General features: G+C 61.2%; 35 protein-coding genes. 17 read left to right on the top strand and 18 right to left on the bottom strand.

Annotation, left to right across the window (positions count from 1 at the left end):
* Nucleotides 1-826: 826 nt before the first annotated feature.
* From AC19YR_RS09235 to AC19YR_RS09215, 5 genes are all read left to right on the top strand, one after another.
* Nucleotides 827-1,987 (top strand): hypothetical protein, encoded by a 1,161-nt coding sequence (locus AC19YR_RS09235; protein ID WP_500598114.1) that lies wholly within the window; start codon nucleotides 827-829, stop codon nucleotides 1,985-1,987.
* Nucleotides 1,987-2,313, top strand: a complete 327-nt coding sequence (locus AC19YR_RS09230; protein ID WP_500598112.1) for a hypothetical protein — start codon at nucleotides 1,987-1,989, stop codon at nucleotides 2,311-2,313. The genes AC19YR_RS09235 and AC19YR_RS09230 overlap by 1 nt, the downstream gene beginning before the upstream one ends.
* A complete protein-coding gene (locus tag AC19YR_RS09225) occupies nucleotides 2,306-2,542 on the top strand; it encodes a hypothetical protein (RefSeq protein ID WP_500598110.1) in 237 nt (78 codons plus the stop codon). Before AC19YR_RS09230 ends, AC19YR_RS09225 begins: the two co-directional genes overlap by 8 nt.
* A 61-nt stretch (nucleotides 2,543-2,603) precedes the next feature.
* Nucleotides 2,604-3,137 (top strand): glycoside hydrolase family 19 protein, encoded by a 534-nt coding sequence (locus tag AC19YR_RS09220; protein WP_500598108.1) that lies wholly within the window; start codon nucleotides 2,604-2,606, stop codon nucleotides 3,135-3,137.
* Nucleotides 3,134-3,667, top strand: coding sequence for a lysis system spanin subunit (locus AC19YR_RS09215; RefSeq protein ID WP_500598106.1), 534 nt, complete (start codon nucleotides 3,134-3,136; stop codon nucleotides 3,665-3,667). The genes AC19YR_RS09220 and AC19YR_RS09215 overlap by 4 nt, the downstream gene beginning before the upstream one ends.
* On the opposite strand, the gene AC19YR_RS09210 is transcribed toward AC19YR_RS09215, so the two are convergent.
* Complete coding sequence (locus tag AC19YR_RS09210; RefSeq protein ID WP_500598104.1) at nucleotides 3,642-3,995, bottom strand: hypothetical protein; 354 nt, start codon at nucleotides 3,993-3,995, stop codon at nucleotides 3,642-3,644. The genes AC19YR_RS09215 and AC19YR_RS09210 overlap by 26 nt on opposite strands.
* A 550-nt stretch (nucleotides 3,996-4,545) precedes the next feature.
* Between AC19YR_RS09210 and AC19YR_RS09205 the strand changes: the two genes are divergently transcribed.
* A complete protein-coding gene (locus AC19YR_RS09205; RefSeq protein ID WP_095108483.1) occupies nucleotides 4,546-4,854 on the top strand; it encodes a putative quinol monooxygenase in 309 nt (102 codons plus the stop codon).
* A 7-nt stretch (nucleotides 4,855-4,861) separates the two neighbouring features.
* On the opposite strand, the gene psrA is transcribed toward AC19YR_RS09205, so the two are convergent.
* The 4 genes from psrA to AC19YR_RS09185 all read right to left on the bottom strand — a co-directional run bounded on the left by psrA (nucleotide 4,862) and on the right by AC19YR_RS09185 (nucleotide 8,562).
* Complete coding sequence (gene psrA, locus AC19YR_RS09200) at nucleotides 4,862-5,974, bottom strand: iron-containing alcohol dehydrogenase PsrA (protein ID WP_500598101.1); 1,113 nt, start codon at nucleotides 5,972-5,974, stop codon at nucleotides 4,862-4,864.
* Nucleotides 5,975-6,090: 116 nt separating this feature from the next.
* Nucleotides 6,091-6,909, bottom strand: a complete 819-nt coding sequence (gene phnE / locus AC19YR_RS09195) for a phosphonate ABC transporter, permease protein PhnE (RefSeq protein WP_500598099.1) — start codon at nucleotides 6,907-6,909, stop codon at nucleotides 6,091-6,093.
* A gap of 10 nt (nucleotides 6,910-6,919) precedes the next feature.
* Nucleotides 6,920-7,696: a phosphonate ABC transporter ATP-binding protein gene (gene phnC, locus AC19YR_RS09190; RefSeq protein ID WP_500598097.1), complete on the bottom strand. Its 777-nt coding sequence runs from the start codon at nucleotides 7,694-7,696 to the stop codon at nucleotides 6,920-6,922.
* The gene (locus AC19YR_RS09185; RefSeq protein ID WP_500598095.1) at nucleotides 7,693-8,562 is read right to left on the bottom strand and encodes a phosphate/phosphite/phosphonate ABC transporter substrate-binding protein; all 870 of its coding nucleotides are present in this window, start codon (nucleotides 8,560-8,562) and stop codon (nucleotides 7,693-7,695) included. Before AC19YR_RS09185 ends, phnC begins: the two co-directional genes overlap by 4 nt.
* Nucleotides 8,563-8,671: 109 nt before the next feature.
* On the opposite strand from AC19YR_RS09185, the gene AC19YR_RS09180 reads away from it, so the two are divergent.
* From AC19YR_RS09180 to AC19YR_RS09170, 3 genes are all read left to right on the top strand, one after another.
* Nucleotides 8,672-9,529: a LysR substrate-binding domain-containing protein gene (locus AC19YR_RS09180; RefSeq protein WP_500598093.1), complete on the top strand. Its 858-nt coding sequence runs from the start codon at nucleotides 8,672-8,674 to the stop codon at nucleotides 9,527-9,529.
* An 88-nt stretch (nucleotides 9,530-9,617) separates the two neighbouring features.
* Nucleotides 9,618-11,609, top strand: a complete 1,992-nt coding sequence (locus AC19YR_RS09175; protein ID WP_095108477.1) for a peptidase U32 family protein — start codon at nucleotides 9,618-9,620, stop codon at nucleotides 11,607-11,609.
* A gap of 334 nt (nucleotides 11,610-11,943) precedes the next feature.
* Nucleotides 11,944-12,348 (top strand): hypothetical protein, encoded by a 405-nt coding sequence (locus tag AC19YR_RS09170; RefSeq protein ID WP_500598091.1) that lies wholly within the window; start codon nucleotides 11,944-11,946, stop codon nucleotides 12,346-12,348.
* A gap of 39 nt (nucleotides 12,349-12,387) precedes the next feature.
* Here AC19YR_RS09170 and AC19YR_RS09165 read toward each other — a convergent pair whose 3' ends face one another.
* The gene (locus AC19YR_RS09165) at nucleotides 12,388-12,636 is read right to left on the bottom strand and encodes a hypothetical protein (RefSeq protein ID WP_095108475.1); all 249 of its coding nucleotides are present in this window, start codon (nucleotides 12,634-12,636) and stop codon (nucleotides 12,388-12,390) included.
* A gap of 255 nt (nucleotides 12,637-12,891) precedes the next feature.
* Between AC19YR_RS09165 and AC19YR_RS09160 the strand changes: the two genes are divergently transcribed.
* Nucleotides 12,892-13,242, top strand: coding sequence for a hypothetical protein (locus tag AC19YR_RS09160; protein ID WP_095108474.1), 351 nt, complete (start codon nucleotides 12,892-12,894; stop codon nucleotides 13,240-13,242).
* A gap of 3 nt (nucleotides 13,243-13,245) precedes the next feature.
* Here the strand turns inward: AC19YR_RS09160 and AC19YR_RS09155 are convergent, their stop codons facing one another.
* From AC19YR_RS09155 to AC19YR_RS09115, 9 genes are all read right to left on the bottom strand, one after another.
* Complete coding sequence (locus AC19YR_RS09155; protein ID WP_500598088.1) at nucleotides 13,246-13,476, bottom strand: hypothetical protein; 231 nt, start codon at nucleotides 13,474-13,476, stop codon at nucleotides 13,246-13,248.
* A gap of 131 nt (nucleotides 13,477-13,607) precedes the next feature.
* Entirely contained in the window at nucleotides 13,608-13,823 is a 216-nt protein-coding gene (locus tag AC19YR_RS09150) for a hypothetical protein (RefSeq protein ID WP_095108472.1), read from the bottom strand.
* A gap of 67 nt (nucleotides 13,824-13,890) precedes the next feature.
* Entirely contained in the window at nucleotides 13,891-15,534 is a 1,644-nt protein-coding gene (locus tag AC19YR_RS09145) for an ABC-F family ATP-binding cassette domain-containing protein (RefSeq protein WP_500598086.1), read from the bottom strand.
* A gap of 161 nt (nucleotides 15,535-15,695) precedes the next feature.
* Entirely contained in the window at nucleotides 15,696-16,784 is a 1,089-nt protein-coding gene (gene modC, locus AC19YR_RS09140) for a molybdenum ABC transporter ATP-binding protein (RefSeq protein WP_500598084.1), read from the bottom strand.
* 3 nt (nucleotides 16,785-16,787) lie between these two features.
* On the bottom strand, nucleotides 16,788-17,468 hold the full coding sequence (modB, locus tag AC19YR_RS09135; RefSeq protein WP_095108469.1) for a molybdate ABC transporter permease subunit: 681 nt from the start codon (nucleotides 17,466-17,468) through the stop codon (nucleotides 16,788-16,790).
* Nucleotides 17,469-18,236, bottom strand: coding sequence for a molybdate ABC transporter substrate-binding protein (gene modA / locus AC19YR_RS09130; protein ID WP_095108468.1), 768 nt, complete (start codon nucleotides 18,234-18,236; stop codon nucleotides 17,469-17,471). It lies immediately after the preceding gene.
* Between the two features lie 153 nt (nucleotides 18,237-18,389).
* Nucleotides 18,390-19,454 (bottom strand): NAD(P)H-dependent flavin oxidoreductase, encoded by a 1,065-nt coding sequence (locus tag AC19YR_RS09125; protein ID WP_500598081.1) that lies wholly within the window; start codon nucleotides 19,452-19,454, stop codon nucleotides 18,390-18,392.
* A gap of 87 nt (nucleotides 19,455-19,541) precedes the next feature.
* A complete protein-coding gene (locus AC19YR_RS09120) occupies nucleotides 19,542-19,712 on the bottom strand; it encodes a hypothetical protein (protein WP_095108466.1) in 171 nt (56 codons plus the stop codon).
* Nucleotides 19,713-19,732: 20 nt separating this feature from the next.
* Nucleotides 19,733-20,035 (bottom strand): DUF1883 domain-containing protein, encoded by a 303-nt coding sequence (locus tag AC19YR_RS09115; RefSeq protein ID WP_095108465.1) that lies wholly within the window; start codon nucleotides 20,033-20,035, stop codon nucleotides 19,733-19,735.
* Between AC19YR_RS09115 and AC19YR_RS09110 the strand changes: the two genes are divergently transcribed.
* The 3 genes from AC19YR_RS09110 to AC19YR_RS09100 all read left to right on the top strand — a co-directional run bounded on the left by AC19YR_RS09110 (nucleotide 20,034) and on the right by AC19YR_RS09100 (nucleotide 20,886).
* Nucleotides 20,034-20,216: a hypothetical protein gene (locus AC19YR_RS09110; RefSeq protein WP_500598078.1), complete on the top strand. Its 183-nt coding sequence runs from the start codon at nucleotides 20,034-20,036 to the stop codon at nucleotides 20,214-20,216. The genes AC19YR_RS09115 and AC19YR_RS09110 overlap by 2 nt on opposite strands.
* Nucleotides 20,213-20,563, top strand: a complete 351-nt coding sequence (locus AC19YR_RS09105; RefSeq protein ID WP_500598076.1) for a hypothetical protein — start codon at nucleotides 20,213-20,215, stop codon at nucleotides 20,561-20,563. Before AC19YR_RS09110 ends, AC19YR_RS09105 begins: the two co-directional genes overlap by 4 nt.
* A 92-nt stretch (nucleotides 20,564-20,655) precedes the next feature.
* Nucleotides 20,656-20,886 (top strand): hypothetical protein, encoded by a 231-nt coding sequence (locus tag AC19YR_RS09100; RefSeq protein ID WP_095108463.1) that lies wholly within the window; start codon nucleotides 20,656-20,658, stop codon nucleotides 20,884-20,886.
* A gap of 15 nt (nucleotides 20,887-20,901) precedes the next feature.
* Here the strand turns inward: AC19YR_RS09100 and AC19YR_RS09095 are convergent, their stop codons facing one another.
* Both AC19YR_RS09095 and AC19YR_RS09090 read right to left on the bottom strand, forming a co-directional pair.
* Nucleotides 20,902-21,186, bottom strand: a complete 285-nt coding sequence (locus AC19YR_RS09095; RefSeq protein WP_500598074.1) for a hypothetical protein — start codon at nucleotides 21,184-21,186, stop codon at nucleotides 20,902-20,904.
* Nucleotides 21,187-21,317: 131 nt separating this feature from the next.
* Nucleotides 21,318-21,509 carry a hypothetical protein gene (locus AC19YR_RS09090; protein ID WP_095108461.1) on the bottom strand — a complete coding sequence of 64 codons (192 nt, stop codon included), beginning with the start codon at nucleotides 21,507-21,509 and terminating at the stop codon, nucleotides 21,318-21,320.
* Between the two features lie 225 nt (nucleotides 21,510-21,734).
* Between AC19YR_RS09090 and galU the strand changes: the two genes are divergently transcribed.
* Together galU and gorA are read left to right on the top strand one after the other, a co-directional pair.
* Nucleotides 21,735-22,574, top strand: a complete 840-nt coding sequence (gene galU, locus AC19YR_RS09085) for a UTP--glucose-1-phosphate uridylyltransferase GalU (RefSeq protein ID WP_095108460.1) — start codon at nucleotides 21,735-21,737, stop codon at nucleotides 22,572-22,574.
* 129 nt (nucleotides 22,575-22,703) lie between these two features.
* The gene (gorA, locus tag AC19YR_RS09080) at nucleotides 22,704-24,062 is read left to right on the top strand and encodes a glutathione-disulfide reductase (RefSeq protein ID WP_500598071.1); all 1,359 of its coding nucleotides are present in this window, start codon (nucleotides 22,704-22,706) and stop codon (nucleotides 24,060-24,062) included.
* Here the strand turns inward: gorA and AC19YR_RS09075 are convergent.
* Complete coding sequence (locus AC19YR_RS09075; protein ID WP_500598069.1) at nucleotides 24,059-25,057, bottom strand: DNA-binding protein; 999 nt, start codon at nucleotides 25,055-25,057, stop codon at nucleotides 24,059-24,061. The genes gorA and AC19YR_RS09075 overlap by 4 nt on opposite strands.
* A gap of 178 nt (nucleotides 25,058-25,235) precedes the next feature.
* Here AC19YR_RS09075 and AC19YR_RS09070 point away from each other — a divergent pair, with 178 nt between their 5' ends.
* Both AC19YR_RS09070 and ahpC read left to right on the top strand, forming a co-directional pair.
* On the top strand, nucleotides 25,236-26,174 hold the full coding sequence (locus AC19YR_RS09070; RefSeq protein ID WP_500598067.1) for a site-specific integrase: 939 nt from the start codon (nucleotides 25,236-25,238) through the stop codon (nucleotides 26,172-26,174).
* A 137-nt stretch (nucleotides 26,175-26,311) separates the two neighbouring features.
* Nucleotides 26,312-26,875 carry an alkyl hydroperoxide reductase subunit C gene (gene ahpC, locus AC19YR_RS09065; RefSeq protein ID WP_020294651.1) on the top strand — a complete coding sequence of 188 codons (564 nt, stop codon included), beginning with the start codon at nucleotides 26,312-26,314 and terminating at the stop codon, nucleotides 26,873-26,875.
* The last annotated feature ends 119 nt before the right edge of the window (nucleotides 26,876-26,994 follow it).

Raw genomic sequence — 26,994 nt, 5'->3', positions numbered from 1 at the left:
GTAAGCGTTTCGACTTCAAATGTCCTATCGAGGTCATAGGCGAGGTGATGCAAGCAGCCATGGCTATGCGGCATGATGCTCCGGCTTCAATTCAATAACCGTGTTGCACTCAGCTCCTGCAACCGCCCATGGTTCTGGCTGCTTGAATGGTACAATTAAAAGTGGAAGTTCACTTACATTCCTGTATTCAAACGCCTCAACCAGTACTAGGTTCTACTGCTTCGATCTAATGTCTGATAGTCTACAAGGATCTCCTTACTTGAAAACCTATAGGGAATCAGATGGAGTTATCACATTCAATTCACTCCAACCCCCATTAAATATTGTTAGTGCAATTTCCGCCCCCCCCACCATCTCCTATTTATCAGGCGCCGAACTGGAGAGGTTGGACGTATGACGGCGGCAGGTTGGAAGTTAGGCAGCAAGCGGCGGTAATAGGTGGAATACGATATCAAAGACAAAAGGATTGTATTTTTGACTATCCGCTCTCAGCAGGCGTGCTTTACGCAACATACCTACCGTGGTCCCGTGGCGCATCTCTTGTAGATGTGTGGAGTACCGACCAAGAATCCTATGCTGTTATAGAAGGAGCATATGGTCGGGTGGGTGGGATCAGTTTTATCTTTGGCGCATCGGCAGGTACTACAAGCTCTCGCCCTCCTGTAGGTCCGACTGCACCATCTGGATATGCAGATGTGCCTACAGACCGATATCCAATAGCGCTTTCAATAGATGCCACGAACTTGCCATTTCCATTCAATTAAAAATAGTTTCCCAATATCCCGCCAAGTGCGGGTTTTTTATTGCCCAATTTAAGGACAACCCCATGCCTTGGCTAAGAGCGGGAACAGTCGCTGTCACCAATGGATCGACAACGGTGACAGGCACCAACGCAGACTTTGCGGCAAACGCAAGAACAGGTGATTCGTTTGTAGGCCCTGATGGCTTGAACTACGAGGTTGCAAACGTCGCCAGCGCCACTGTGATTTCGATCCTGCCGGCGTACAAAGGCCCGACTGCAAGCGGAGCGGCCTACGCCATCATGCCGGTGCAGGGCTACGACAAGATGCTGTCGGATGCTTTCAACAACCTCAACAACCAGTTCGGGCCAAAGCTGGCAGCCCTGGGCACGACTGGCAACTACGACAAGCTGCCAGTGAGCAAGGGCGGGACTGGTGGGGATACCCCTGCAGCAGGCCGGGCCGGACTTCAGCTTGGGAGTGCTGCTGTGCTGGTTGCCCAGACCTCGCCTCTAGACGTGACGGCGAACGCTGCAATGGTAGTCGGTGCTGGGGGATTGCTTTCCACCACGCAGAACTTTGAAACGGGCTCTGCTGGGTGGATAGGCAACCGCTTCAGAGGCTGGAATGGAGCGCTTGCAACAGACGGCCCGCCTATATCGGTAGCTAGTTATGGGATTGAGCTTGGCTATTCCACCAATCGCAAGTTCGCAGCAGCCATAGGCATCGATGGTGATCTTTGGGTGGCGGGTGGTACTGCTGCTGGTTTCCAGGCTAGTTGGAACAAGAAAGCTCGCGCGGGAGCTAACAGTGATATCACCAGCCTGACAGGCCTGACCACTGCGCTCAGCATTGCCCAGGGCGGCACCGGGGCAAAGACTGTTGCGGCAGCAGTAACGGCCCTGGGGCTTGATGTCGCAACGATCACCAACGCAAATGGCACGGCCATCAGGTTCCCCGATGGAACTCAGATCTGCACCGGGTACGTGAACGCTCCAAGCCTGGCGATTGTAGATGTGAGGGGGAGTTGCTTTGCTGGGCCATACCTGGCTCCACCGATGTTTGCTTCTGCTTTCATACAGCCCCCAGTCGCCACAATGAGCATTGTGGGTAACACGGGATTAATTTGGGTTACGGGAGCGGTGGCGCCAACAACCACCTACTTTCAAGGAGCCTATGCCATGAGCCCTTATTCTGTAACAGCAAGCGCCTACATCAGTTACATGGCTGTGGGGAGGTGGAAATAATGAACATCAACCTTTCACCTTTGTGGAGCGCTGCGACTCTCGTTGTCCGCAAGGCTGGAGACGCACTCACCATCAATGGCGAAACCTTTGACTTTTCACCGCTTCCCGACGGTGCCGTTCTCCCGGCAGGCTCGATTTCAAGCGAGTGGATAACTGGGGATGTTCGTCGAGTAAACGGCAAGCTTGAGCTGACTCTTGTCCTGCCGCATGGCGCTCACGCCTCGCACGAATGCTTGTTCCCAAGCCCGCTGATCGACCCACCTGACGGGTTGCTGGCATTACCATTCACTCCTGAGCCCGAAGCCGTCGAGGTGCCCCATGATTGATTTCAGCAAGGTCATCACTGCTGAACAGCAGGAGAGCGAGAAGCGTGCCGCGGCGTTAGAAGGTGCTCGCTCATCTAGGCGCGCCGCTTTTGCGAGCGAGTCCGATCCGCTGCGTTTTGAGGCGGACTATGACGCCATCATCGCGGGAGCTGAGCCGGACTACAGTGCCTGGCTTTCGGCAGTCGCTGCCATCAAACAGCGATACCCGCTGCCAGCCGACGAAAACTGACAGCGCCGCATCTTTAAGCCACCCGCCATCGAGCGGGTTTATTTTTGCCTGGAGAAAAGCAATGCCCATCACCGCGCAGCAACTGCTGCTGATCCTCCCTAACGCCGGCGCTAAAGCCGGCGTTTTTGCACCTGTCCTCAACACCGCCATGGGCAAGTTCGGCATTGTCACGCCTGCGCGCGTGGCGGCGTTCATTGCACAGATCGGCCATGAGTCTGGCCAACTGCGCTACGTGCGCGAGATCTGGGGGCCAACCAAGCAGCAGGCCGGCTATGAGGGGCGCAAGGATCTGGGCAACACCGTCCCGGGTGACGGCTCCAAGTTCCGCGGGCGCGGCCTGATCCAAGTAACCGGCCGGGCCAACTACGCGGCGTGCGGTGAAGCCCTGGGCCTGGACCTGCTCAAGCACCCCGAGCTGCTTGAGGAACCCCAGCACGCAGCCATGTCGGCGGCGTGGTTCTGGCACCGGGCCGGGCTCAACACCCTGGCCGATGCGGGTGACTTCTTGCTCATCACCAAGCGGATCAACGGCGGCACCAACGGCTTGGCGGATCGCAAGGCGCTGTATGACCGGGCGTTAAAGGTGTTGGCATGACTCCCGCCACCTGGCGCATTGCTGGCTGGGCAGCGTTGATCCTGGTGCTGATGGCCGGGAGCGGGGCGGGCGCCTGGCAGGTGCAGGACTGGCGCTACGGTAAGCGGCTATCGGATCAGGCACTGGCCCACGAAAGCATCCTGGGCACCCTCAGCAATGCCGTAGCAACCCAGGCCCGCGCCGAGCAGGACAAACGCCTGACCCTGGAGCAGCGCCTGGCCGACAGCGACCAACTCCACTACCGGGAACTATCCGATGCCCAGAAAAACCAGACTCGCCTGCGTGACCGTCTTGCTACTGCTGATCTGCGGCTGTCAGTCCTACTCGACACCACGGATTCAGCCAGTGGCTGCGCAGTGCCAACCGACCCCAGCGCCGGCGGCGTGGTTCATGGAGGAGCGCGCGCCCGACTTGACCCAGCGCATGCTCAACGAATTATCAACATCACCGATGCCGGCGACCAAGGATTGATCGCCCTGCGGGCCTGTCAGGCCTACGTCAACGCTATAACTGCTCCCTCTTCTCCTTGAGTAACCTCTGGTTTTCTCTAAATAAGTGATCCCGTTGGTCTGACACCCTCAGTAGGCCGCCAATCCTTCCGGTTAGCTCGGAGTTTTCTTTGTTAATCCGTGCCACGTTAGCGATGGTTTTTTTCAGCTCGGCTTCCAGTAAAGTCTTGCCCGCGGACAATTCGTCATTCATCTGCACCAGGTCGCGAACAACTTCACGGGCTCTGCGTAAGCTCAGTGTTAGCTCTTCGAATTCGTTCTCGTACATTCGAAGCTGGTGCTTGCAGGTCTGTAGCTCTGTGGGTGAGCCCAGCCAGTCGCCGGTGTCTTCGATTTCGTAGGGGGCCATGGGGTATCTCGCTAATACTGTTTTTATATACAGTAATCGAGGTGTAATGATTGAGCGAGGGTAGGGCGACGAGCAGTAGGGTTTTGGTTTGGTGTTCGTTCGGCAGGACACCGGGAGGAAGTGGTAAAATTTCAGGACGGATTCTGTATTGGATAATCCCAGCACCAATAAAATAGTACAGCGACTAGTACATCCTTATCTAAGAATTGGCCTTTTTGTCAATAAAGAATGGTGTTTTGTTCCTTAATTAGATTCCGGCTTCGGGCACCATGAATATCAAGGGCTTGCATGAGAAACCTCATGCAAGCCCTTTTGGTTTTCCCTCCCGCAACAGGCGTTGCCCTGCAATTCCCTCCTCCAGCTTTACGTCGCTCCAAGGCGGCGAAATCTTTGTGTGGCCCTAAAAGCGTCGGTTTGGGATGGGCTGAAGCATTTTCATTTTTTGATTGAAAGTGTTGGTGCATTCTGCGGGTTTTTATTGCCTGGCAAGAAGACGAGGATGATGCCCGTGTGATCGTTCAAATAATGTTGATTCGCGGGAGGTGTGTTCATGAGTTCATCCAATAAATCGCTGGTATCCCTGGCCGTGCTCAAGGCCAGGGCCGGTCGGCAGGAGGCGCTTAGAGAGGCGTTGTTGGCACTGGTTGAGCCAACACGGGCTGAACCGGGCAACCTTGACTACGTGTTGTTCGAGCTGCGCGATGAGCGTGGCACCTTCTATATGCGTGAGGCGTTCGAAGATCAGGCAGCCCTTGATGCGCACTTTACGATGCCCCACTTCCAGCGTTTTGCCGCCCTGGCCGAGGACTTGCTGGCTGCGCCGCTGCAACTGATCTTCCTTGAGCCCGTGTCGAACTAGCGCAACCTCACGCACCCCGGGGTGTTTCGCTGCGGGCCAGGCGCCCGATGAAGTTTTTGCCGCGCGCGCCTTGTAGGGCGAACGTGACCATGGCTTGGGAATCGGCGGCCGTCACGCCGTAGTCGGCGAATTCGGTCTTGACCCCCAGTTCATGGAGAAACTCACGCAACTGGCGCTGGGCCTGGTCCAGGTCCGGGCCGAACACCCGTTGCAGGGTGCGGTCCCGGGTCGCGTCATGGCCCCAGGCCAGGCCGAGCACCAGCGGTAGGGTGAACGAACAGGCGATGCCATGGGGCAGGCCATGGCGCAGGGTCATTTCATAGGAAATGGAATGGGCCAGGGCGGTTTTGGTGTTGGAGAACGCCAGCCCGGCCTTGAGCGCCGCCAGGGCCATGCGCGAACGCAGTTCCTGGTTGGCTAGGTCATGGCGTAGTAACGGCAGGCATTGGAGGATGTCCTCGATGGCCGCCACGGCAAAAGTGTCGGAGATTGGGTTGGCGTTGACGTTCCAGATCGACTCCAGGGCGTGGGACAGTGCGTCGAGCCCGGTGGAGACTGTGACCGAGGCCGGCACCGTGAGCATCAACTGCGGGTCGATGATGGCGATGCGGGGCCAGGTGCACTCTAGGTGCAGCGAGTATTTTTTCTGGCTCCGGGCGTCCCAAATGGTCGCCCAGGGTGTTACTTCGCTACCGGTGCCGGCGGTGGTGGGCACCGCGATCAGGGTTTTGCAACGGGCCGGCACAAAAGGCTGGCCGCTGGCCAACAGGGCCAGCAGTTCATCGAAATGACCGGATTCGGTACCCACAATCAGCGCTTTGGCGGTATCGATGGCGCTGCCACCGCCCACGGCGACGACCACGTCGCAGTCGCCCGCCTGCTGCCAGAACCGTTCATAGGTGGCGCGCAACTGCGCCACGTCCGGGTTGGGTTGCACATCCTCGATCACGTACACCAGGCGTTCGCCCAGCAGCTGCGCAAGGCGCTGCACCAGGCCCAGGGCGCGGGCTTCGGGGAAGGTCACGAGGGCCACGCATTGATGGGCGGTGATGTCGGCCAGTTCCAGCAGGCTACCCCAGCCGAAACGGGTATCAACCGGGTTGTGGAATCGAGCGGTCATGGCGGGTCCTTTATTGTTGTTGGCGCAAGTGGCCCCGCACTTGGGGGCCGACGACAACAGCTCACATCGATCATTGGCAGTCTTGAATCGGCCCGGCCGAAACGGCGCACGCCGGTTCAATGGCTGGCACCGCGCTGGATGGCGTTACGCAGCCGGCTAGAGAGCGCGTCGGCGAGGATCACCATTACGGTTATGACGAGGATGCAGGTGGCGGTCTCCTGGTATTTGAACAACTTGAGGCTGCTGACCAGCTCAAACCCCAGCCCGCCGGCACCGACCATGCCCAGCACGGTGGCCGACCGCAGGTTGACCTCGAAACGGTAGAGCACCACGGCGATCCACGCCGTGATGACTTGCGGCAAGACGCCGAACACGATCACTTGCAGGGGCCGCGCGCCGGTGGCCTGGAGCGCCTCGATGGGGCCCTGGTCGATTTCCTCGATGCTCTCGGCAAAAAATTTGCCGAGCATGCCCAGGCCGTGCAACGCCAGGGCCAATACGCCGGGAAAAGGCCCAAGACCGACGGCGGAGACGAAAATCAGCGCCAGGATCAACTCGTTGATGCTGCGGGTGAAGTTGAGAAACTGCCGCGTGGCATGGAACACCAGGCGATTACGGCTCAGGTTGCGTGCCGCCAGGAACGACAGCGGAATGGCCAGCAACACGCCGAGCAAGGTGCCCCAGATCGCGATTTGCAGGGTTTCCACCGCCGGGGCCAGCAACCTGGGCAGGATGCTCAGGTCCGGTGGCACGGTGCGCGCGAGAAAGTCACCGATCTGCGGCAGGCCCGAAGCCAGTTCCCCGACGCTGAGCTGCGCGCCCCGGGCACTCCAGTGCAGGATCATCACCACCGCGAGCACCAGTGCGCCGGTGCCCAGCCAGCCACGTGCGCCCTGGGGCAGCGCAACGGTCCAGAGATAGTTGTGCGGTTTCATATTCAGCCCCTCAGTTCGCGCAGTAGGTCATGGCAGGCAGTGGCGCCGCAGGCTGCATAGGCTGGCCTGGATAGATGCGTTGCAAATCGGCTTCGCCCAGGCCTTGGGGGCTGCCGTCGTACACCAGGCTGCCGTGGGCCAGGCCGACAATCCGGTCGCCGAACTCCCGGGCGTATTCGACCTGGTGCAGGTTACACACCACGGTGATGCCCAGTTCGCGACTGGCATCGCGCAGGTACTGCAACACCAGGCGCGCCGTCTTGGGGTCCAGGCTGGCCACCGGTTCGTCGGCGAGGATCACCTTCGGTCGTTGGGCCAGGGCGCGGGCGATGCCCACGCGCTGCATCTGCCCGCCGGACAGCGCATCGGTGCGTTGGTGGGCCTTGTGGTCCAGTTCGACCCGGGCCAGGCATTGCATGGCCAGCTCGATATCCTCGCGGCGAAACAGATGCAGCACCGAGGCCAGGGTCGAGACTGCGCCAAGGCGCCCGGTCAGTACGTTTTTCAACACGCTCAGGCGCGGCACCACGTTGTGGTGCTGGAAGATCATTGCCACCTGTTGGCGCAGCAGGCGCGGGTCGGCGCAGGCCAACGCATCGATGCCCGCCACCTGCAAGGTGCCGGAGTCGGCCCGGGCCAGGCGATTGATACAGCGCAGCAAGGTGGACTTACCGGCGCCGGACTGGCCCAGCACTACCACGAATTCGCCGGCATCCACCTGCAGGTCGATGCCGCGCAACACCGGGTTGCTGCCGAAGTGCTTGGTCAGTTGGCCGATGCGGATCATTTCATCCTCCGCAAATCGAGATCGAGCACCTTGGCGGTGTCGCGAACCACGTCATAGGCACCATCGTGGGTGGGCTGGAAACCGTCGAGCACACCCTGGTCGCCCCACGGCACGTCCTTGATCGCTGCCAGTGCAGCAGCGACCTTGAGTTTGAGGGCCGGGTCCAGGTCCTTGCGCCAGACCATGGGCGACTCGGGAATTGCCCGCGAACTCCACACCTGTTGGAAGTCGTCCTGCTTGACCACGCCTTTGGCCACGGCGCTGGCGAAAATCCGGTCGGCCACGGCGGCGGCGTCTACCTTGCGGTTCTCCACGGCGAGGATGCTGGCGTCATGGGAGCCAGAGAAAATCACCCGGGAAAACAGTTCGGCAGGGACAAAACCGGCCTGCTCCAACCCGGCCTTGGGAAACAGGTGCCCGGACGCGGAGCTAGGGTCCACAAAGGCAAAGGTTCGGCCCTTGAGGTCGGCCAGTTCACGGATGCCACTGTCCTTGCGCGCCAGGATCACGCTCTTGTAGGCGCTTTGCCCGGTTTTCTTGGTCACGGCCACGGCGAACGCCTCGACCTCGGCCACTGAGGTCGCCAGCACGTAGGAGAAAGGGCCTAGGTAGGCGACGTCGAGCTTGCCGGCGCGTAAGGCTTCGATGATGCCGTTGTAATCCGTGGCGACAAAGGGCACCACCGGCATGCCCAGTTGCTGTTCCAGGCTACTGAGCACTTGCTTGCTGGATTCGATCATCGCCTGGGAATCCTCGGAGGGAATCAGGCCGATGGTCAGTTGATCCTTGGCAGTCGCCACGCTGGCCGCACCCAGAGACAACAGGGCGAGGCTGACGACACGCAAAAAACGGGAGACAGGTTTCATGGCATTCCAGGAGGTTGTGGGCAGTGACCACAGGCTAGGAGTGTCACGTGACAGTCATAGGATCAATTCAATATGGGTTTGCTGGGTTAACTATTGATGGAGTCTATGGATGTCGAACGCCAAGCTGCGTGCCTTCCTCGCTGTGGCGCGTCACGGCAGTTTCAGTGCCGGGGCGCGTGCCCTGGGCCTGAGCCAGCCGACGCTGACCACTCAGGTGCAACACCTGGAGCACCAGCACGGCGTGGAGTTGTTCCACCGTCGTGGGCGGCGTATCGAGTTGTCTGATGTGGGGCGCCAGTTGCTACCCATTGCCCAGGCCCTGGAAGCGCTGGACCTGGAGGCCCAGCACCTGCTGCGCGACTCGGGGCGCCTGGACAGTGGCCAGCTCAAGTTGGGGGCCGTGGGGCCGTTCCACGTGATCGAGATGGTCGATGGCTACCGCCAGCGCTACCCGCGTATCGAGGTGTCGATCCGGGTGGGTAACTCGGCCCAGGTATTGGCGGATCTCAAAAACTACGCCACCGACATCGCGGTGCTGGCCGGCCGCCATGATGATCCGGCGCTGAGTTCGGTGCTCTACGCGCGCCACGCTGTGGTGCTGTTTGTCCATCACGAACACCCTCTGGCCCGGCGCGGCCAGGTGTCGTTGCAGGAACTGGAAGGCCAGCCCCTGCTGCAACGCGAGCGCGGTTCAACCACCCGTGCGGTGATGGAGCAGGCCTTGGCCGCTGCCGGGGTGGTGCCGCGGGTGGCTATGGAAATCGGCAGCCGTGAGGCCCTGCGTGAAGCGGTGGTGCGAGGCATGGGCCTGGGCACGGTGTCGGAGGCGGAGTTTATCGCCGACCCGCGCATCCGCATGGTCCGCCTCGAGGGCGACCCGGTGTACACCGAGACTTACCTCTATTGCCTGGCCGAGCGTCGTGCCAGTCGCCTGACGTCGTCGTTTTTCGAGGCCGTCCAAGGTTGATTGTGTTGCCCTATGGGTAGACCGTGCCGCCCTGGCGTTTCGCCGCTACAATGCGCGCCTCGACCGTGACAAGCCTGACTAAAAAAATATGTCCCTGCCCAAACATCATCTGGAACTGCTCAGCCCCGCCCGTGACGTGGCGATCGCCCGCGAAGCCATCCTCCATGGCGCCGACGCGGTGTACCTTGGGGGCCCCAGTTTTGGCGCCCGCCACAACGCCTGCAACGAGGTGAGCGATATCGCTGCCCTGGTGGAGTTCGCCCGGCGCTACCACGCCCGGGTGTTCACCACCCTCAACACCATCCTGCATGACAACGAATTGGAACCAGCGCGCAAGCTGATCCACCAGTTGTACGACGCGGGGGTGGATGCGTTGATCGTTCAGGACCTGGGGGTGATGGAGCTGGATATCCCGCCCATCGAGCTGCATGCCAGCACCCAGACCGACATCCGCACCCTGGAGCGGGCGAAGTTCCTCGATCAGGCCGGCTTCTCCCAATTGGTGCTGGCCCGCGAGCTCAATTTGCAAGAGATCCGCGCCATCGCCGAAGAGACTGACGCGGCGATCGAGTTCTTCATCCACGGCGCGCTGTGCGTGGCGTTTTCCGGGCAGTGCAATATTTCCCACGCACAGAATGGCCGCAGCGCCAACCGTGGCGACTGCTCCCAGGCCTGCCGCTTGCCCTACACCCTCAAGGACGACCAAGGCCGGGTGGTGGCGTTTGAAAAGCACCTGTTGTCGATGAAAGACAACAACCAGAGCGCCAACCTGCGCGAGTTGGTGGAGGCTGGCGTGCGCTCGTTCAAGATCGAGGGGCGCTACAAGGACATGGGCTATGTGAAAAACATCACCGCCTACTACCGCCAACGCCTGGACGGCATTCTCGAAGACCGCCCGGACCTGGCGCGGGCGTCCAGCGGCCGCACCGTGCACTTTTTCCTGCCGGACCCGGAAAAGACCTTCCACCGTGGCAGCACCGATTACTTCGTCAGCGAGCGCAAGATCGACATTGGCGCCTTCGATTCGCCCACGTTCACCGGGCTGCCGGTGGGTGTGGTGGAGAAGGTCGGCAAGCGTGATATGCAGGTGGTGACCTCTGAGCCGCTGTCCAACGGCGACGGCCTGAATGTGCTGGTCAAGCGTGAAGTCGTGGGTTTTCGCGCCAATATCGCCGAACCTAAAGGCGAGTTCGAGGAAGAAGGCCAGAAGCGCTATCGCTACCGCGTCGAGCCCAACGAAATGCCCGAGGGCCTGCACCGCTTGCGGCCCAGCCACCCGCTTAACCGCAACCTGGACCACAACTGGCAGCAGGCCTTGCTCAAGACCTCCGCCGAGCGCCGCATCGGTATAGCCTGGAGTGCCCGTTTACGCGAGGACAGCCTGCAGCTGATTGCCACCAGCGAGGAGGGCATCAGCGCCAGCGCCGCCCTGCAAGGCCCCTTCGGCGTGGCCAACAAGCCGGAACAGGCCCTGGAGCAACTCCATGACCTGCTGGGGCAACTGGGCACCACCGAATACCACGCCACCGCCATCCGCCTCGACGCGCCACAGGCGTTCTTCATCCCCAACTCCCAGCTCAAGGCCTTGCGCCGCGAAGCGATCGAGGCCCTGAGCGCCGCACGCGTCCAGGCCCACCCGCGCGGTGGCCGCAAGGCCGAGAGCACGCCGGCGCCGGTTTACCCGGAATCGCACCTGTCGTTCCTGGCCAACGTCTACAACCACAAGGCCCGTGAGTTCTACCACCGCCACGGGGTCAAGTTGATCGACGCGGCGTTCGAGGCCCATGAGGAAACCGGCGAAGTGCCGGTGATGATTACCAAACACTGCCTGCGTTTCTCCTTCAACCTGTGCCCCAAACAGGCCAAGGGTGTCACCGGGGTGCGCACCAAAGTGGCGCCGATGCAGTTGGTGCACGGCGATGAAGTGCTGACCCTGAAGTTCGACTGCAAACCCTGCGAAATGCACGTGATGGGCAAGATCAAGGGCCACATCCTCGACCTGCCGCTGCCGGGCAGCGGCGTGCAGCAAGTGGTGGGTCACTTCAATCCGGATGACGTGATCTTCCGCTCGCCGCACTGAGCCTCACGCTGACGGCGGTACACAGAGGTTGTCTGTACCGCCGTCATCGCGGGCAAGGCCCGCTCCCACAAGTGAATTGTGGTGTGGGCTGGATTTTCATTTTCCTCTGGGGGAGCGAGCCTGCTCGCGATGGCGGCACTGAGTTGCGGTGACGAATGGTAGAGGTAAGCCAGTTGCTCCCACAGGGGTTCATTGGCAAGTAGGCAACTAAGCCTTTATTGTCGGTCGCGCTCTCTTTAGTACTGTTTTGTAGTTGTCCCCGGGTCAAAGCCTTGAATATCTGCAACTATTCAGGGGCTGGCCAGCGCACACAATAAAAACAAGGAGAGAGCAGATGTTGGGATATTGGTCGCACTACAGTAAGGACTATATAACGATACTTATGGTGCTCACGACGTGCTTCTTCGCACTGCCGATTTTTATCGCGCCGCTGCGGTGGGCACGGCTGATGCGCTGGGTGGTGCCTGAAGAAAAACACCTGGCCATCTACTTTGGCCGCTGCCTGGGGGCGTTCATTCTGGTGGTGGAGGCCACGATGTTGCGTTCGGCAACGACCGGCACCCATTTCAGTTATGCCTTTGATGTGTTGTTTGTGGTGTTTACTTTAATGGCACTGGTACATATCTATGGTGCGCTGCGTAAGATCCAGCCTATTACAGAAACTATCGAGATCGGTTTCTGGTTACTGTTGTTAGTGTTGAATACGTTGTTTTATCCCATGAACACTCTTGTGCTGTAGCGCCGTGCAGGCGCCAGGCTGGCCTGGCGCCTGCGGGCCTTATTGCTCCAGGCCCTCCACCGAACGGTGAATGACGCGGGCCTTGACCTCATAGGCGTAGCCCGTCAATTGCGCTTCGTGCTGTTGCAGGATCTGCCGCAGCCGCGCCAGGGCCTGGGCATCGGCGCTGTTGCCCGCCAGGTCCAGGCGCTGGGCGATCTGCGACAGTTCGACGGCTGACCAGCGCAAGTCCGAGGCGACTTCGTGCAGGTCGCGCCGCAGGTTCTGTTCCGGGGTATTGAGTCGCATGGTGATCTCCTCCAGGTTTGCTGTGGGCCCGGCCTAATCCTCTTGGGCAAGGTTGGCCAACCCTGCCGGCCGGGCGCGTTCTAAAACCTTAGCCCCTGGGGCGGCGCGGGTAGGGCCGTTGGTCTGCTAGTTGGCGGGCACCTATGCCCAGTTGTGGCAGCAAGCCTGCTCGCGTTAGCCATCAACCCGCCGCCCACGATGCGAGCACGGCGTGCGGGTGCTACAGTCACGCCCTTTTCTTGGGGGAGGTGGCACATGCGGTTAGTGATGGGAGCGTTGGCCCTGGTGATGTTGGCTGGGTGCGCGGCGCCGGCGATGAACGAGGCCCGTAGCAAAAAGCCTTACAAAACCTTGGCGTCGAGCAAAGAGGCACAGGTGGTTGCGCAATGTGTGCAATTTGCCTGGCAGGACGAAGCGGTGTTCGGCGTGGACGCCAGCGGTTTCCTCGAGCCCGGCCAGGCCGGGGGCTACACGGTGTATACGGTGGCCGCCAAGTATTTTGTCGATGTGCACGGCGAAGCGGGCGCCACCCGCGTCAATTACTACGCGGGCACCGATGATTGGCCGGCCAAGCGCCGGCTGGCGGCCCTGGCCACTTGCCTCTAGGTTTCACCGAAAGCGGGGCAGGCGCGGTTCCTGAGGCTGGAGGGACGTGAGCGCGCGGGTCACCTGCGGTGTTTCGCGCTCGATTTCGCGCAGCCGGTCGCGCACGCGCAGTGCAGTGGGATGGCCGCCCTGGCGGTCAACCCAGTCGGCGATTTCCTTGCAAGCGGCCGCCAGGCGCAACTGACGTTGCTCCAGCAGGGTCAATACCGTGGTGATGGACTCTTTCTCGGACATGTGCAGCACCTCCATCCAATGTGTCGCGCGGCGGATTGGGCGCAAGGCCCGGATTTGCGAGCCTGCGTCGATGGGGCTGTTCCTTCAGCTGCGTTGAGTATAGACGGGCAAAAGGCCAGCGTTCACCACGCCTAGCGGGGCACGACGTGCTGGCTGGCGAGGTTCAAGCGCAAGCATTCCTTCTTTGCATCGGCCAGTTCGTCATAGCCGTCGCCAATGAAGCCCTGGGTGCGGGTATCGAGCACCCGGTACCAGTCCTGCGGCACCGCGTTTTGATCCGCTTCGCCCGCACGACGGCCGCGGATGCGGAACTTGTTGCAGCGCTTGACGATGAAAATGTCTTCCATGGCGACACCTCTCTACTTCTGGCCCCCCTCACTATAGAAGCGGGCCGCGAAGCTGCAATGATCGGCGTCAGCCCCCGTGATCGGCCGCACGCAAATGCCAGCCACTGGTTTGCCATGTCAAGTGGTGGGTGGGCGCGAGGGCGGCGATGAAATCCTCATCGTGGGACACCACCACCATCGCCGCCGGGCAGGTTGCCAAAGCTTGCTCGATGGCCTCCAGCGACTCCAGGTCCAGGTGATTGGTCGGTTCGTCCAGCAGCAGTAATTGCGCCGGCGTGCGCCGCCAAAGGGCTAGCGCCAGCGCTGCCTTGAGGCGTTCACCGCCGCTCAGGTGCGCGCAGGGTTGCACCACGCGGGCGGCGTCGAGTTGCAACAGCGCCAGGCGCGTGCGCAACTCGCCTTCGTCAAGGGTGGTCTGGGGGCCGAGCTGCTCGAGGATCGAACGTTGGTCGTCCAGCAGGGCCAGCGCTTGGTCGAGATAGGCGTGAGGCACGTGGGTGGTGCAGCGGCCGCCAATGGGCGCCAGGACACCGGCCAGCATCTTCAATAAGGTGGATTTGCCACAGCCATTGGGGCCATTGACGGCGATGCGCACCGGGCCGTGGACCGTGCAGGTGAGGCGGCTGCCGGGCTCGTTGGGCGCCAGCCAGGGCAATTGGGCGTCCACCAGGGTGAAGACCTGCCGCGCTGCTGGCACGGCGCTACCAGGCAGGGTGAACAGAGTGCTGGGGCGTTCGATGACCTGGCTGTAGGCCTGACGTACCTGGGCGTCGAGGTCGCTTTGGCGGGCCTGATGAGCGTGGCGCACATGGCCCATGATGTCCTTGGCCGCGCCTTTCATCCCGGCCCGCTCCGGGCGCGAGATATTGGCGGTGTCGGCGTTTTTACGCGAGGCGGCGGCGCGGCGCTGGATGGTGTCGTGCTCCCGTTGCTGACGCTTGCGCTCGCGGCTGCGTTCGTCGCGGGCGTGTTCCAGGGCCGCTTGGGCGGCAGTGTGTTGGGCCTCGCGTTGGGCCTGGAACAGCGCATAGTCACCGCCATAGTTGCGCAGGCCACGGGGCGTGAGCTCGACAATCCGCTGCACTTGGCGCAGCAGTTGGCGGTCATGGCTGATAACCAGCAAGCCGCCGCGCCACTGCGCCATCATCTGCAACAGCCAGGCCCGGCCAGCGCGGTCGAGGTGGTTGCTGGGCTCATCGAGGATCAATAGCGCGGTGTTGCCAAGGAATGCGCCGAGCAGGCCGATCCGCGCCAATTGCCCGCCACTGAGGCCATCGGCGTGCTGCTCGGGGCTGATCTGTTCCAGACCGGCCGCGTCCAGGCCCGCACGCACCCGTTGCGCCAGGTCCCAACGGTCGTCGACCCGTTCCAGGTCTTCAGGATTCGCTTGGCCTGCGGCCATGCGTGCCAACGCGTGCAGCACATCGGCAACACCCATCAGTTGCGCCACGCTCTGGTCCTGCGCCTGGGCGGGGAGTTGCGGCACATAGGCCACCGCTGCGAAGCGGCTGATGGCGCCGCCAGAGGGCGTCAACTGCCCGGCGATCAAGCGTGCGAGCAGGCTTTTGCCCACGCCATTGCGCCCGACCAGGGCGGTGGGGCGAGAGTCGAGGGTCAGGGACAGGTCATCGAACAGGGTCTGGCCATGGGCGAACTGGAAACAGACCCGATGCAGGGAAACGAGGGTGGGCAGCCGCGTGACGTCAGTCATCAGCACCTCCATAAAATGCGCAAAAGGCCAACAAGCGCCTGGGGCGGCTTGTTGCGAATACATTTTGGAAGGCTTAGAAGTTCACGTCGGCGTTCATCCAGCGGGCGGGAAAAGGGGGCCAGCCTAACCTGGCTGGCAATAGGCCTGCAAGCGTCGGGGGCTTAAGCCAGCACCGCTACCGCCTTGATCTGCGCCCACAGCGCTTGCCCCGGGTGCAACTGCAACTGATCGCGGGAATAGCGGGTGATCCGCGCCAGTAACGCGGTGCCGGCGGCGTCCAGGCGTACCAGCACATGGGCGCTGTTGTCAGCAGGGGTCTCTTCGACCACCGTGACCGGCAGGCGATTGAGGATGCTGCTCTGCCCACTGTCCTGCAGGCTCAGGCTGACGTCCCGGGCCTGGATTTTGACCCGCAGGGTGCGGCCATTGGCCACTGGGCCGTGGGTGACGCGGATGCTCGACACGCTGCCGGGAAGCTGCAGGGTCAGCAGTTGGTAAGCCGGGTCGTAGGTGTGTACCTGGCCTTCGATAATGACCCCGGCGTCATCGCCCAGGGCCAAGGGCAAGTCCAGGCGCGCCAGGGTCTGGGCGATAGGGCCGCTGGCCAGGGCCTTGCCCTGTTCCAGCAGGACGATATGGTCGGCCAGGCGCGCCACTTCGTCCTGGGAATGGCTGACGTACAGGATCGGGATGTCCAACTCGTCGTGCAGGCGTTCCAGGTACGGCAGGATTTCGCTTTTACGCTGGCTGTCCAGGGCCGCGAGGGGCTCGTCCATCAGCAAAATCCGCGGGCTGGTGAGCAAGGCACGGGCGATGCCCACGCGCTGGCGTTCACCGCCGGACAAATGCTGCGGGTGGCGCTCCAGCAGGTGGCCGATGCCCAGCAACTGAGTGGCCTGGGCCATGTCCACCCGGCGCTGGGCGCGGGGAATGCGGCGCAGGCCGAACGCCAGGTTGGCCCGCACCGACAGGTGGGTGAACAGGCTCGCTTCCTGGAACACATAGCCCAGGGCCCGTTTGTGCGGCGGCACGAAACGCTGGTTGGCGCTGTCCTGCCAGATTTCATCGTTGACCTGGACAAAGCCTTGCTGGGCTTTTTCCAGGCCGGCGATGCAGCGCAGACAGGTGGTTTTGCCGGACCCGGAGTGGCCGTACAGCGCGGTGATGCCGCGCCCGGGCAATTGCAGGTCGACATCCAGGGACAAATCGGGGTAGCTCACCTTCAGGCGGGCGTGAATCAGGGTGGTCATCGCTCAGCTCCAGCCGGCTTTGGTCTGGCGGCTTGAGTAGAGCGCCAGCAGGATCAGGAACGAGAACACCAGCATCGCGCCGGCCAGCCAGTGGGCTTGGGCATACTCCATGGCCTCGACGTGGTCGTAGATTTGCACCGAGACCACGCGGGTTTTTTCCGGGATATTGCCGCCGATCATCAGCACCACGCCGAATTCGCCCACGGTGTGGGCAAACCCGAGGATGGCGGCGGTGATGAAACCGGGGCGAGCCAGGGGCAGGGTTACGCTGAAAAAAGTGTCCCAGGGGTTGGCGCGCAGAGTCGCCGCCACTTCCAGCGGCCGGGTACCGATGGCCGAGAAGGCGTTTTGCAGCGGCTGCACGACAAACGGCATGGAGTACACCACCGAGCCGATCACCAACCCGGTGAAACTGAACGTCAGGGTGCCCAGGCCCAAGGACTGGGTGAATTGGCCGAGAACGCCGTTGGGCCCCAGCGTCAGCAGCAGGTAGAAGCCGATCACGGTCGGCGGCAGCACCAGGGGCAGGGCGACAATCGCGCCGATGGGGCCGCGCAGCCAGGAACGGGTGCGCGACAGCCACAGGGCAATCGGAGTGCCGATTATCAGCAGGATCACCGTGGTCAGCGACGCCAGTTTCAGGGTCAACCAGATGGCGGCAATGTCAGCACTCGAGAGCGGCATTTAGAGCTGGTAGCCGTAGGACTTGATGACGGTGGCGGCTTTCGGGCCTTTGAGGTAGTCGACCAGGGCCTGGGCGGCGGGGTTGTCCTTGCCTTTGTTGAGGATCACCGCGTCCTGTTTGATCGGCTCGTGCATGGCTGCCGGCACGATCCACGCCGAACCGCTGGTGACTTTGCCATCCTTGTAGATCTGCGACAGCGCCACGAAACCCAGCTCAGCGTTGCCGGTGGAGACGAATTGGTAGGCCTGGGTGATGCTCTGGCCTTCGACGAGCTTGGCCTTGAGCTGCTCCGTCAGGTTCAACTTGGCCAGCACCTGGGTAGCGGCAAGGCCGTAGGGCGCAGCCTTGGGGTTGGCGATGGACAGGTGTTTGAACTGGTTTTTTTGCAGCACCTTGCCCTCGCCGTCGACATAGCCGTCCTTGGCCGACCACAGGGCCAATGTGCCGATGGCGTAGGTGAAGCGCGAGCCCTTGACCGTGTCGCCCTCGCTTTCGAGTTTTTGCGGTGTGGTGTCATCGGCGCTGAGGAACACCTCGAACGGCGCACCGTTTTTGATCTGGGCGTAGAACTGGCCGGTGGCGCCGTAGGCAATCACCAGTTTGTGTCCGGTGTCTTTTTCAAAATCTGCCGCAATCGCCTGCACCGGGGCGGTGAAGTTGGCCGCGACCGCCACTTGCACTTCGTCGGCCTGGGCCGGGCCAAAGGCGCAGAGGGCCAGCAGCGAAGCCAGGCATGTGGGGGCAAAACCAGAGACGCGAATAGTCATGTACAGCTCCGTGGCGAGGGTAGGCGGGCAGCGATTTATTAGAGGTAGGCCGCACCGGACTGGGGGATTAACGCTATGTAGTCGAATATATAGCGAATGGCCGCTAAACGGAACCGCATGGATTGCCGCACCCGTGGGCGCGGCGGTGGGTTTTCAGCGCCGTATCAGCAGCGCTAGGGCTTCGGCGGCCAGGCGCCGGGTCAACTCGGCGCTCGATTGCTCCACACCCAGGCGCAAGGCCTGGCCGGACCAGAGGTTGCCGAATTCGCCTTCGCGTTCGGCCCGCAGTGGCATCAGTGCGCCGCCGGCGAGGGGGAAGGCCGGCGCCTTGGGGTTCATCGGCCCCAATTCACGCATGACGCGGTTGACAATGCCCCGGGCCGGGCGCCCGGTGAACAGGTTGGTCAGCGCGGTCGCACTCTCGGGGGCGCTGCGCAGGGCATGGCGGTGGCTCGCATTGACCTTGGCTTCGGGGGTGAACAGGTAGGCGGTGCCCACTTGCACCGCCGAGGCGCCCAGCATGAACGCCGCCGCGATGCCCCGGCCATCGGCGATCCCGCCCGCAGCGATCACGGGCACACTCACGGCGTCGACGATTTGCGGCACCAGCGCCAGGGTGCCGACCTGGGTGTTGAGATCGTTGCTCAAGAACATCCCGCGATGCCCGCCCGCCTCGTAGCCCATGGCGATGATCGCGTCACAGCCCTGCTGCTCCAGCCAGGAGGCCTCAGCGACGGTGGTGGCCGAGGACAGCACCTTGGCGCCGGTGGCCTTGACCCGCTCCAGCAGGGATTTTTCCGGCAGGCCGAAGTGGAAACTGACGACGGCCGGGCGGAATTCTTCCACCACCTCGCACGCCGCATTATCGAAAGGCGCACGGTTGGACACAGGCGTCGGGGCGTCAGGGTCCAGGCCCAGTTCCCGGTAGTAGGGCGCCAGCAGTTGTTTCCATTGCGCTGCGCGCTGAGGGTCGGCGGGGGCGTTCTGATGGCAGAAGAAGTTCAGGTTCAGCGGTTTGGCGTGCTGCTGGCCCAGGCTGGTCAGTTCTTGGCGCAATTGCTCGACGCTCAACATCGCCGCCGGCAGCGAGCCCAAGGCCCCCGCCTGGCCGGCCGCAATAACCATCGCCTGGGTGGTTGCGCCCGCCATGGGCGCCTGGATGATCGGCAGGTCAATGCCGAGCAGGTCGAGAATGCGGGTGTCCGGCCACTGGCTCATATCGGGGAGGGCTCCGAGGTCAAATTGAAGAGGACGACGGAGCGTTTGTAGCAGGAGTGGCTGGCATAAAGCCAGCGATGCGGCGGGTTACAGCGCTTTGCTGACGCTGATATCGCTGAGCACATCGTCACCGTCGCCGTGAATGGCCTTGAGCGCTGCCTCGGCTTCTTCCTGGCTGCCGGTGGCCAGTTGGGCGAACTCGAAGCGCCGCTCGCCATTGAGTTTGTATTTGATGACGTACTTGGTGGTCTGGGCCATGGTCGTTCCTCTGGTTCGGTTTAGCGCAGTTTCGAGCTGGAGCGGCGCACGATGCGGATCGAATGGGTCAGGGTGGGCTTGCGCGTCACGCTGATGGCGCGGTTGGTCACGGTGTCGATGGTGATGTTCCAGAAACCGGTGCTCGGCGCGGTGATCTTGGCCGGGAACTGGTCGAAGGCGCCACCGTGGTAGGTGTGGCGGCCGCCGTTCTTGAAGCTGCGGAAGTTGGCGTCGTTCATCAGGCGGATATTGCAGGTCTGGGAGCACTCGATGATGACGATATCGTCTTCGTTGAGGTGCTCGCGCTGGTGGATAAATTTCATGGGCGCCTCCAGAAGGGCTCTTTTTGCAGTCAAAACAATGGCCCGCAGTTTATCAGCACAGACGGCGGATTATCTGGCCAGCAGCAGTGGCCTGAAGAAAATAAGCGCCGATTGCGAAGGTTTATGCGGAGAAAAGCAGGCTTTACGCTGTCCGAGCGTCTTTATCGGAGGTTTTGTATGAAGCGGCTTGTGTGGATTCTGGCCTTGGCCATGGGCGGTTGCGCGACGGTGTCGGATATCCGCCAGGCGCCACCGACCCTGGCGGTGATTTCAGGGAAGGAGCCCAAAGCCTACGGCCAATGCGTGGTCGAACGCCTGGCAGATAGCCGCGGGGCCATGCAAATGGAGCCGTACAAGGGCGGCATCCGGATTATCGTGGCGCAGAAACTGTCCATGGGGCCGGCAGCCATCCTGGAAATCGACGACCGCTCTGGCGGTAGCAGCATCAAGCTCTACGAGCGCATGTCCAACATGCCGCTACGCCCGCAGGATGTGCGCGAGGCCGCTACAGCCTGTATTTCTGGCTGACGGTGAGCGCGGGCATCCGATAAACTGTGGCAAATTTGCATCAATGCCGCCCAAGGCCTGCTTTGGGCGGCATTGTTTTTGGAGCAGCCAACATGAAACGTGAACACGTCACGCAACGGCATGCCGAGGGTCATATCTCGGCGACCCATGTGATTCAAAATCCGGCGAACTCCGGGGAATGGATCGTATTTTTCAAGAAAAGCGCTGGGCGCAGTTTTTTCCTGGTGGACGACAACGATGAGGTCGAGTCCTTCGCTCGCCTCGACGACTTGATCGAAGTGGTGCGCGGGTTGGGGATCAAGTTCGCGGAAATCCATATGTAGAAGGCCCAGGGCCTTTTACTTGCAAACGACCACCACGCTACGGCCCTTGAAGTTGCCCACGTCCACGCCCAGGGTCTTGTCGCTTTCCGGCACCGATGGGGTGCCGTCGGTGCCGATGATGTTGTAGCCGGTCCCGGCGCAAGACGCATCGGCCTTCTCATAGCAGGTGGCCCAGGAATTGGCTTCGCCTGAGCAATCAATCGTCAGCCCCTGCTGGCCGTTGTTCAGGTAGGTTTTTTCGGCCGTGGCGCAACCGCTCAATGTGACCGCGAAGGCGCAGATAAACAGGGCTTTTTTCATGTGTCGATTCATCCGGATGCTGAAGTCGCCGCGGGCGCGGCAAATACCTTTGCGCAGGCTATAGCCAAAGGCCATTTACGTACAGGCAAATACGCCGGGGCGTTGCGGGGAGCAAGGCCCTGGCGCGGGCATCAGGACTGTGGGTTCTTGCGTTTGCGGGTGAACGCAGTGGGCTGGTCTTGCAGCACGCTGGCCACTTCGATGGCCAGTTCCTGGGTGGGGAAGGGGCCGGCGATGTTTTCGCCGCCAACGCTGTCTACCCACCATTGGCCGTCTTTGGCCTGGTTGATCTGGTAACCGTTAACACTTTTTGTTGCCGACATCTAATCTGTCTCGTTGGTTGAATCAGGGGCGCAATGATAGCCCCAAATTCGCGCTCATGGCATTTCGTCGCAGGTGTGCGGCCCTTTATAGCGGTACGGCAGGAACTTACGGGCGGATTATTTCTCTATGTTGACATCGGTTCGCCATCGCAGGCCATTGTAAGCTCTACCGCGCCTGATTAGACTGCGCCAAAATTCGTCCATACAGCCCTTTCAAGGACTCATATGATTAAGAAATGCTTGTTCCCAGCAGCCGGCTACGGCACTCGCTTCTTGCCAGCGACCAAAGCCATGCCCAAGGAAATGCTGCCGGTGGTCAACAAGCCACTGATCCAGTATGGCGTCGAAGAAGCGCTGGATGCCGGCCTGACCGAGATCTCCATCGTCACCGGTCGCGGCAAGCGGGCGCTGGAAGACCATTTCGATATCAGCTATGAGCTGGAAAACCAGATCAAGGGCACGGATAAAGAGAAGTACCTGGTCGGCATCCGCAAACTGCTGGACGAGTGTTCTTTTTCCTACACCCGCCAAACCGAAATGAAAGGCCTTGGCCACGCGATTCTGACCGGCCGCCCACTGATTGGCGACGAGCCTTTCGCCGTGGTACTGGCGGACGACCTGTGCGTCAACCTGGAAGGCGACGGCGTGCTGACCCAGATGGTCAAACTGTACAAACAGTACCGTTGCACCATCGTGGCGATCCAGGAAGTCGATCCGCAGGAAACCCACAAGTACGGCGTGATCGCCGGCGACCTGATCGGTGATGACCTGTACCGCGTACGCAACATGGTCGAGAAACCAAAACCCGAAGATGCGCCGTCGAACCTGGCGATCATCGGCCGTTACATCCTGACCCCGGACATCTTCAAGCTGATCGAAGAAACCGAGCCGGGCAAGGGCGGTGAAATCCAGATCACCGATGCCCTGATGAAGCAGGCGCAGGACGGTTGCGTCATTGCCTACAAGTTCAAAGGCACGCGCTTTGACTGCGGCGGCGCAGAAGGCTACATCGAAGCGACCAACTTCTGCTTCGAACACTTCTACAAGACTGGCAAGGCCTACTGATACGTTCAGGCTGTGCTGTCAGGAAAAGCCACCTTCGGGTGGCTTTTTCATTTTTGATCACCAGGCCCCTTACGGCGCTGGCCGAAAAAAATACAGCGGGTATGCTGCTTGCCTGCCGAGGAGAATGAAATGGCCTACGATTTTGACCTTTATGTGATTGGCGCCGGTTCCGGTGGTGTTCGGGCTGCGCGCTTTGCGGCCGGTTTTGGCGCGAAGGTGGCAGTGGCCGAAAGCCGCTACCTGGGCGGCACCTGCGTTAACGTGGGCTGCGTGCCGAAAAAACTGCTGGTGTACGGGGCGCACTTTGCCGAGGACTTTGAGCAGGCGAGCGGGTTTGGCTGGTCGTTGGGCGAAGCGAAGTTCGACTGGGCGACCCTGATCGCTAACAAAGACCGGGAAATCAACCGGTTGAACGGCATCTACCGCAATCTGCTGGTCAATAGCGGCGTGACTCTGCATGAAAGCCACGCCAAGGTGCTGGGGCCACACGAAGTGGAGGTCGACGGCCAGCGCTTCACTGCCGAGCACATCCTGATCGCCACCGGTGGCTGGCCGCAGATTCCGGATATTCCGGGCCGTGAACACGCCATCAGTTCCAATGAAGCCTTCTTCCTTAAAGCGCTGCCCAAGCGGGTGCTGGTGGTGGGCGGTGGGTATATTGCGGTGGAATTCGCTGGCATTTTCCATGGCCTGGGCGCGCAGACCACGCTGGTGTATCGCGGCGATTTGTTCCTGCGAGGCTTTGATGGCGCGGTGCGTCAGCACTTGCAGGAAGAGTTGGTCAAGCGCGGGATGGATCTGCAGTTCAATGCCGACATCGAGCGCATTGAGAAGCAGGCCGATGGCAGCCTGAATGTCACCCTCAAGGATGGCCGCCAGTTGGCCGCCGATTGCGTGTTCTACGCCACCGGTAGGCGGCCGATGCTCGACAACCTGGGCCTGGAAAACACCGGGGTCACGTTGGACAAGCGTGGCTTCATCGAGGTCAATGACCTGTACCAGAGCGCCGAGCCGTCGATCCTGGCCATTGGCGATGTGATCGGCCGCGTGCAACTGACGCCGGTGGCGCTGGCCGAGGGCATGGCGGTGGCGCGGCGGTTGTTCAAGCCTGAGCAGTACCGCCCGGTGGATTACAAGATGATCCCGACGGCAGTGTTCAGCTTGCCCACCATCGGCACTGTCGGCTTGAGCGAAGAGCAGGCCCGGGAAGAGGGCCATACGGTGCAGGTGTTCGAAAGCCGCTTCCGCCCGATGAAACTGACCCTCACCGACTGCCAGGAGCGCACCTTGATGAAGCTGGTGGTGGACGCCAAGACCGATAAGGTTCTGGGTTGCCACATGGTCGGCCCGGACGCTGGGGAGATCATTCAGGGCCTGGCCATAGCGGTGAAGGCGGGCGCGACCAAGCGTGATTTCGACGAAACCATTGGCGTACATCCTACAGCCGCTGAAGAATTCGTCACCATGCGTACACCTGTCGAGCGTTAGCTATCGCTTTGCGTCGCCGCCTCTAGCGCGGCGGCTTGCAAAGCCTGTAGCTGGGCCTCGGTGTTGGCCAGGCGCAGTTGCAATTGCTGCCCGGCCTGCTGATGTTCCGCGCTGCTGCGCTGCAGGGTCTCGCACTCCAGGCTCGCCACCCGCAGGCGTTCCTGGAGGAGGGTGCGCTCGCTGTCGCTGTGACGGGAATGCGCCATGTGTTGTTCATGCTGCTGGCGAATCTCGCTCAGTTGCTCCCGGGTCAGGCTCAGTTCCCGCAGCGTGGCGCGGTTTTCCGTGAGTAAACGTTCGTTATCGCGGTGCAACTGGGTGATTTCATCCTGGCGCACCATGGCGCTTTGCTGCGCCTGACGCACCTCCATTTGCAGTTGCTGCAACTGCCCCTCATGCCGACGCTGTTCCTGTTCGCGCTGCTCCTTGATTGCACTGCGGTAATGCTCCAGTGCATCGCGGGCGTGCAGGTGTTTTTCCTCCAATGAGCTGATCTGCTCTTGCTTGTCCTTTAGGCGCACCTGTGCGTCGCTCAACGCCTGGCTGAGGCCGGCGTTGCGGGTTTGCTCGCTTTGCAGCATCGAGTGGGTTTCCCGCAAGCGGACGCTTTCCTCGCTCAGTGCCACGCCTTGGACGTTCAATTGTTGCTGCAAGCGAGCCTGTTCGGCCGTTGCCTGGGTGAGGGTTTGTTGCAGGCTGGCGCGCTGTGCTTCAAACGCCGTTGCGGCCTCGGCAAGCGGCGCTTGGGCCTGCTCCTCCAGGCGCTGAGCCAGACGCGCGACCAGTTCTGTCAGTTCTTCATTCAGAGAGGCCGTTGCACCGGTGGGCTTCGGATCGCTGCCCTCCAGCTCTTTTAAATAGCGGTGGATGGTGGTTTTGGAGCCGGTATTGCCCATCTCGATACGTACCGCGTCGATGCTCGGGTGCTCACCCCGGGCCAGCAGGGCCAGGCGTGCCGTTTGCACCACCGCTTTGTTTATACCGCCGCGCGCCATGTCATCTCCTACGATTTCGTACTGTGGTATGTACCCTGTAATTACATACCATATCATAACCCAGCAATATTGATATCAAGGCAATAACTGGCATGGGATATACTGGTATTACCCCGTGCCAGAGTCTTTTTCGCGAGATTTGGTCCCTTTATGCCGTACACCCGCCCGGGATTTGCCCATGAGTGATCTGGATCGCTATTTACAAGCGGCCACCCGCGACAACACGCGCCGTAGCTATCGGGCGGCCATCGAGCACTTCGAGGTGACCTGGGGCGGCTTCCTGCCCGCCACCAGCGACAGTGTGGCGCGCTATCTGGTGGCACACGCCGGCGTGCTGTCGATAAACACCCTCAAGCTGCGGCTTTCGGCGCTGGCGCAATGGCACAACAGCCAAGGGTTCGCCGACCCGACCAAGGCCCCAGTGGTACGCAAGGTGTTCAAGGGCATCCGCGCGCTGCATCCGGCCCAGGAAAAACAGGCCGAACCCTTGCAGTTGCAACACCTGGAGCACGTCATCGCTTACCTGGCGTTAGAGGCCGAGCAAGCATTGGCTGGGCACGATCAGCCCCGTTTACTGCGTGCCCGGCGCGATACGGCGCTGATTCTGCTGGGTTTCTGGCGTGGCTTTCGCAGTGATGAGCTATGCCGCTTGGAGGTCGAGCAGGTGCAAGCTGTCGCCGGCGCAGGCATCACCCTCTACTTGCCCCGCAGCAAAAGTGACCGGGAGTACCAGGGCAAAACCTATCAAACCCCGGCTTTGGCGCGATTGTGCCCGGTGCAGGCCTATATCGAATGGATCACCGCCGCGGCGTTGGTGCGAGGGCCGGTGTTTCGCAGCATTGACCGCTGGGGCAACCTGGGGGACGAGCCGCTGCACGCCAACAGTGTGATCCCGCTGCTGCGCCAGGCGTTGTCGCGCGCCGGGATTGCTGCCGAGCACTACACCAGCCATTCCTTGCGCCGCGGCTTTGCCACGTGGGCACACCGCAGTGGCTGGGATTTGAAGTCGCTGATGAGCTATGTGGGCTGGAAGGACATGAAGTCCGCGATGCGCTACATAGACGCCAGCCCCTTTGTGGGCATGACGCAACTGAGCGAGCGCAGCGTGGGCGACTGACTCAAGGTTTCTTCTATTAATAAGCTGCGCTGATAGTCAAAACCAATCGGTAGCATCAGCTTTGGCAATGAGCCAGTACGCCGATGAATGGCTAAGATTCTCCCCATCAACTTTTCAACCCTGACGGAGAATCAACGATGCCTATCATCAACAGCCAAGTTAAACCGTTCAAAGCCACCGCATTCAAAAACGGCGCATTCGTCGAAGTGTCCGACGCCGACCTGAAAGGCAAGTGGTCTGTGGTGTTCTTCTACCCGGCTGACTTCACCTTCGTTTGCCCAACCGAGTTGGAAGACCTGGCCGACAACTACGCCGAATTCCAGAAACTGGGCGTCGAAATCTACAGCGTCTCCACCGACACCCACTTCGCCCACGCGGCCTGGCACAACACTTCGCCAGCCATTGGCAAGATCCAGTACACCATGATCGGCGACCCGACCCTGACCATCTCGCGCAACTTCGATGTGCTGATCGAAGAAGCAGGCCTGGCAGACCGCGGCACCTTCGTCATCAACCCTGAAGGCCAGATCAAAATCGTTGAAATCAACGATGGCGGCGTCGGTCGCGATGCTTCCGAGCTGCTGCGCAAAATCAAGGCCGCTCAGTATGTGGCCGCGCACCCGGGCGAAGTCTGCCCAGCCAAGTGGAAAGAAGGCGAGGCCACTTTGGCGCCGTCTCTGGACCTGGTCGGCAAGATCTGACACTGCGTTCAGGTCGAGGGCGATGAGCACTTGAGCATGTAAACCGCATCGCCCCACAAAACGCCTGGGCGAATCTGCCCGGGCGTTGTTTTTTCTACCGAACCAAACATGGAGATCGC

The organism is Pseudomonas sp. MF08817 (assembly GCF_059862705.1).
Note: the sequence above shows the minus strand (reverse complement) of the source record. Positions and strands in the feature narration are given on the sequence as shown.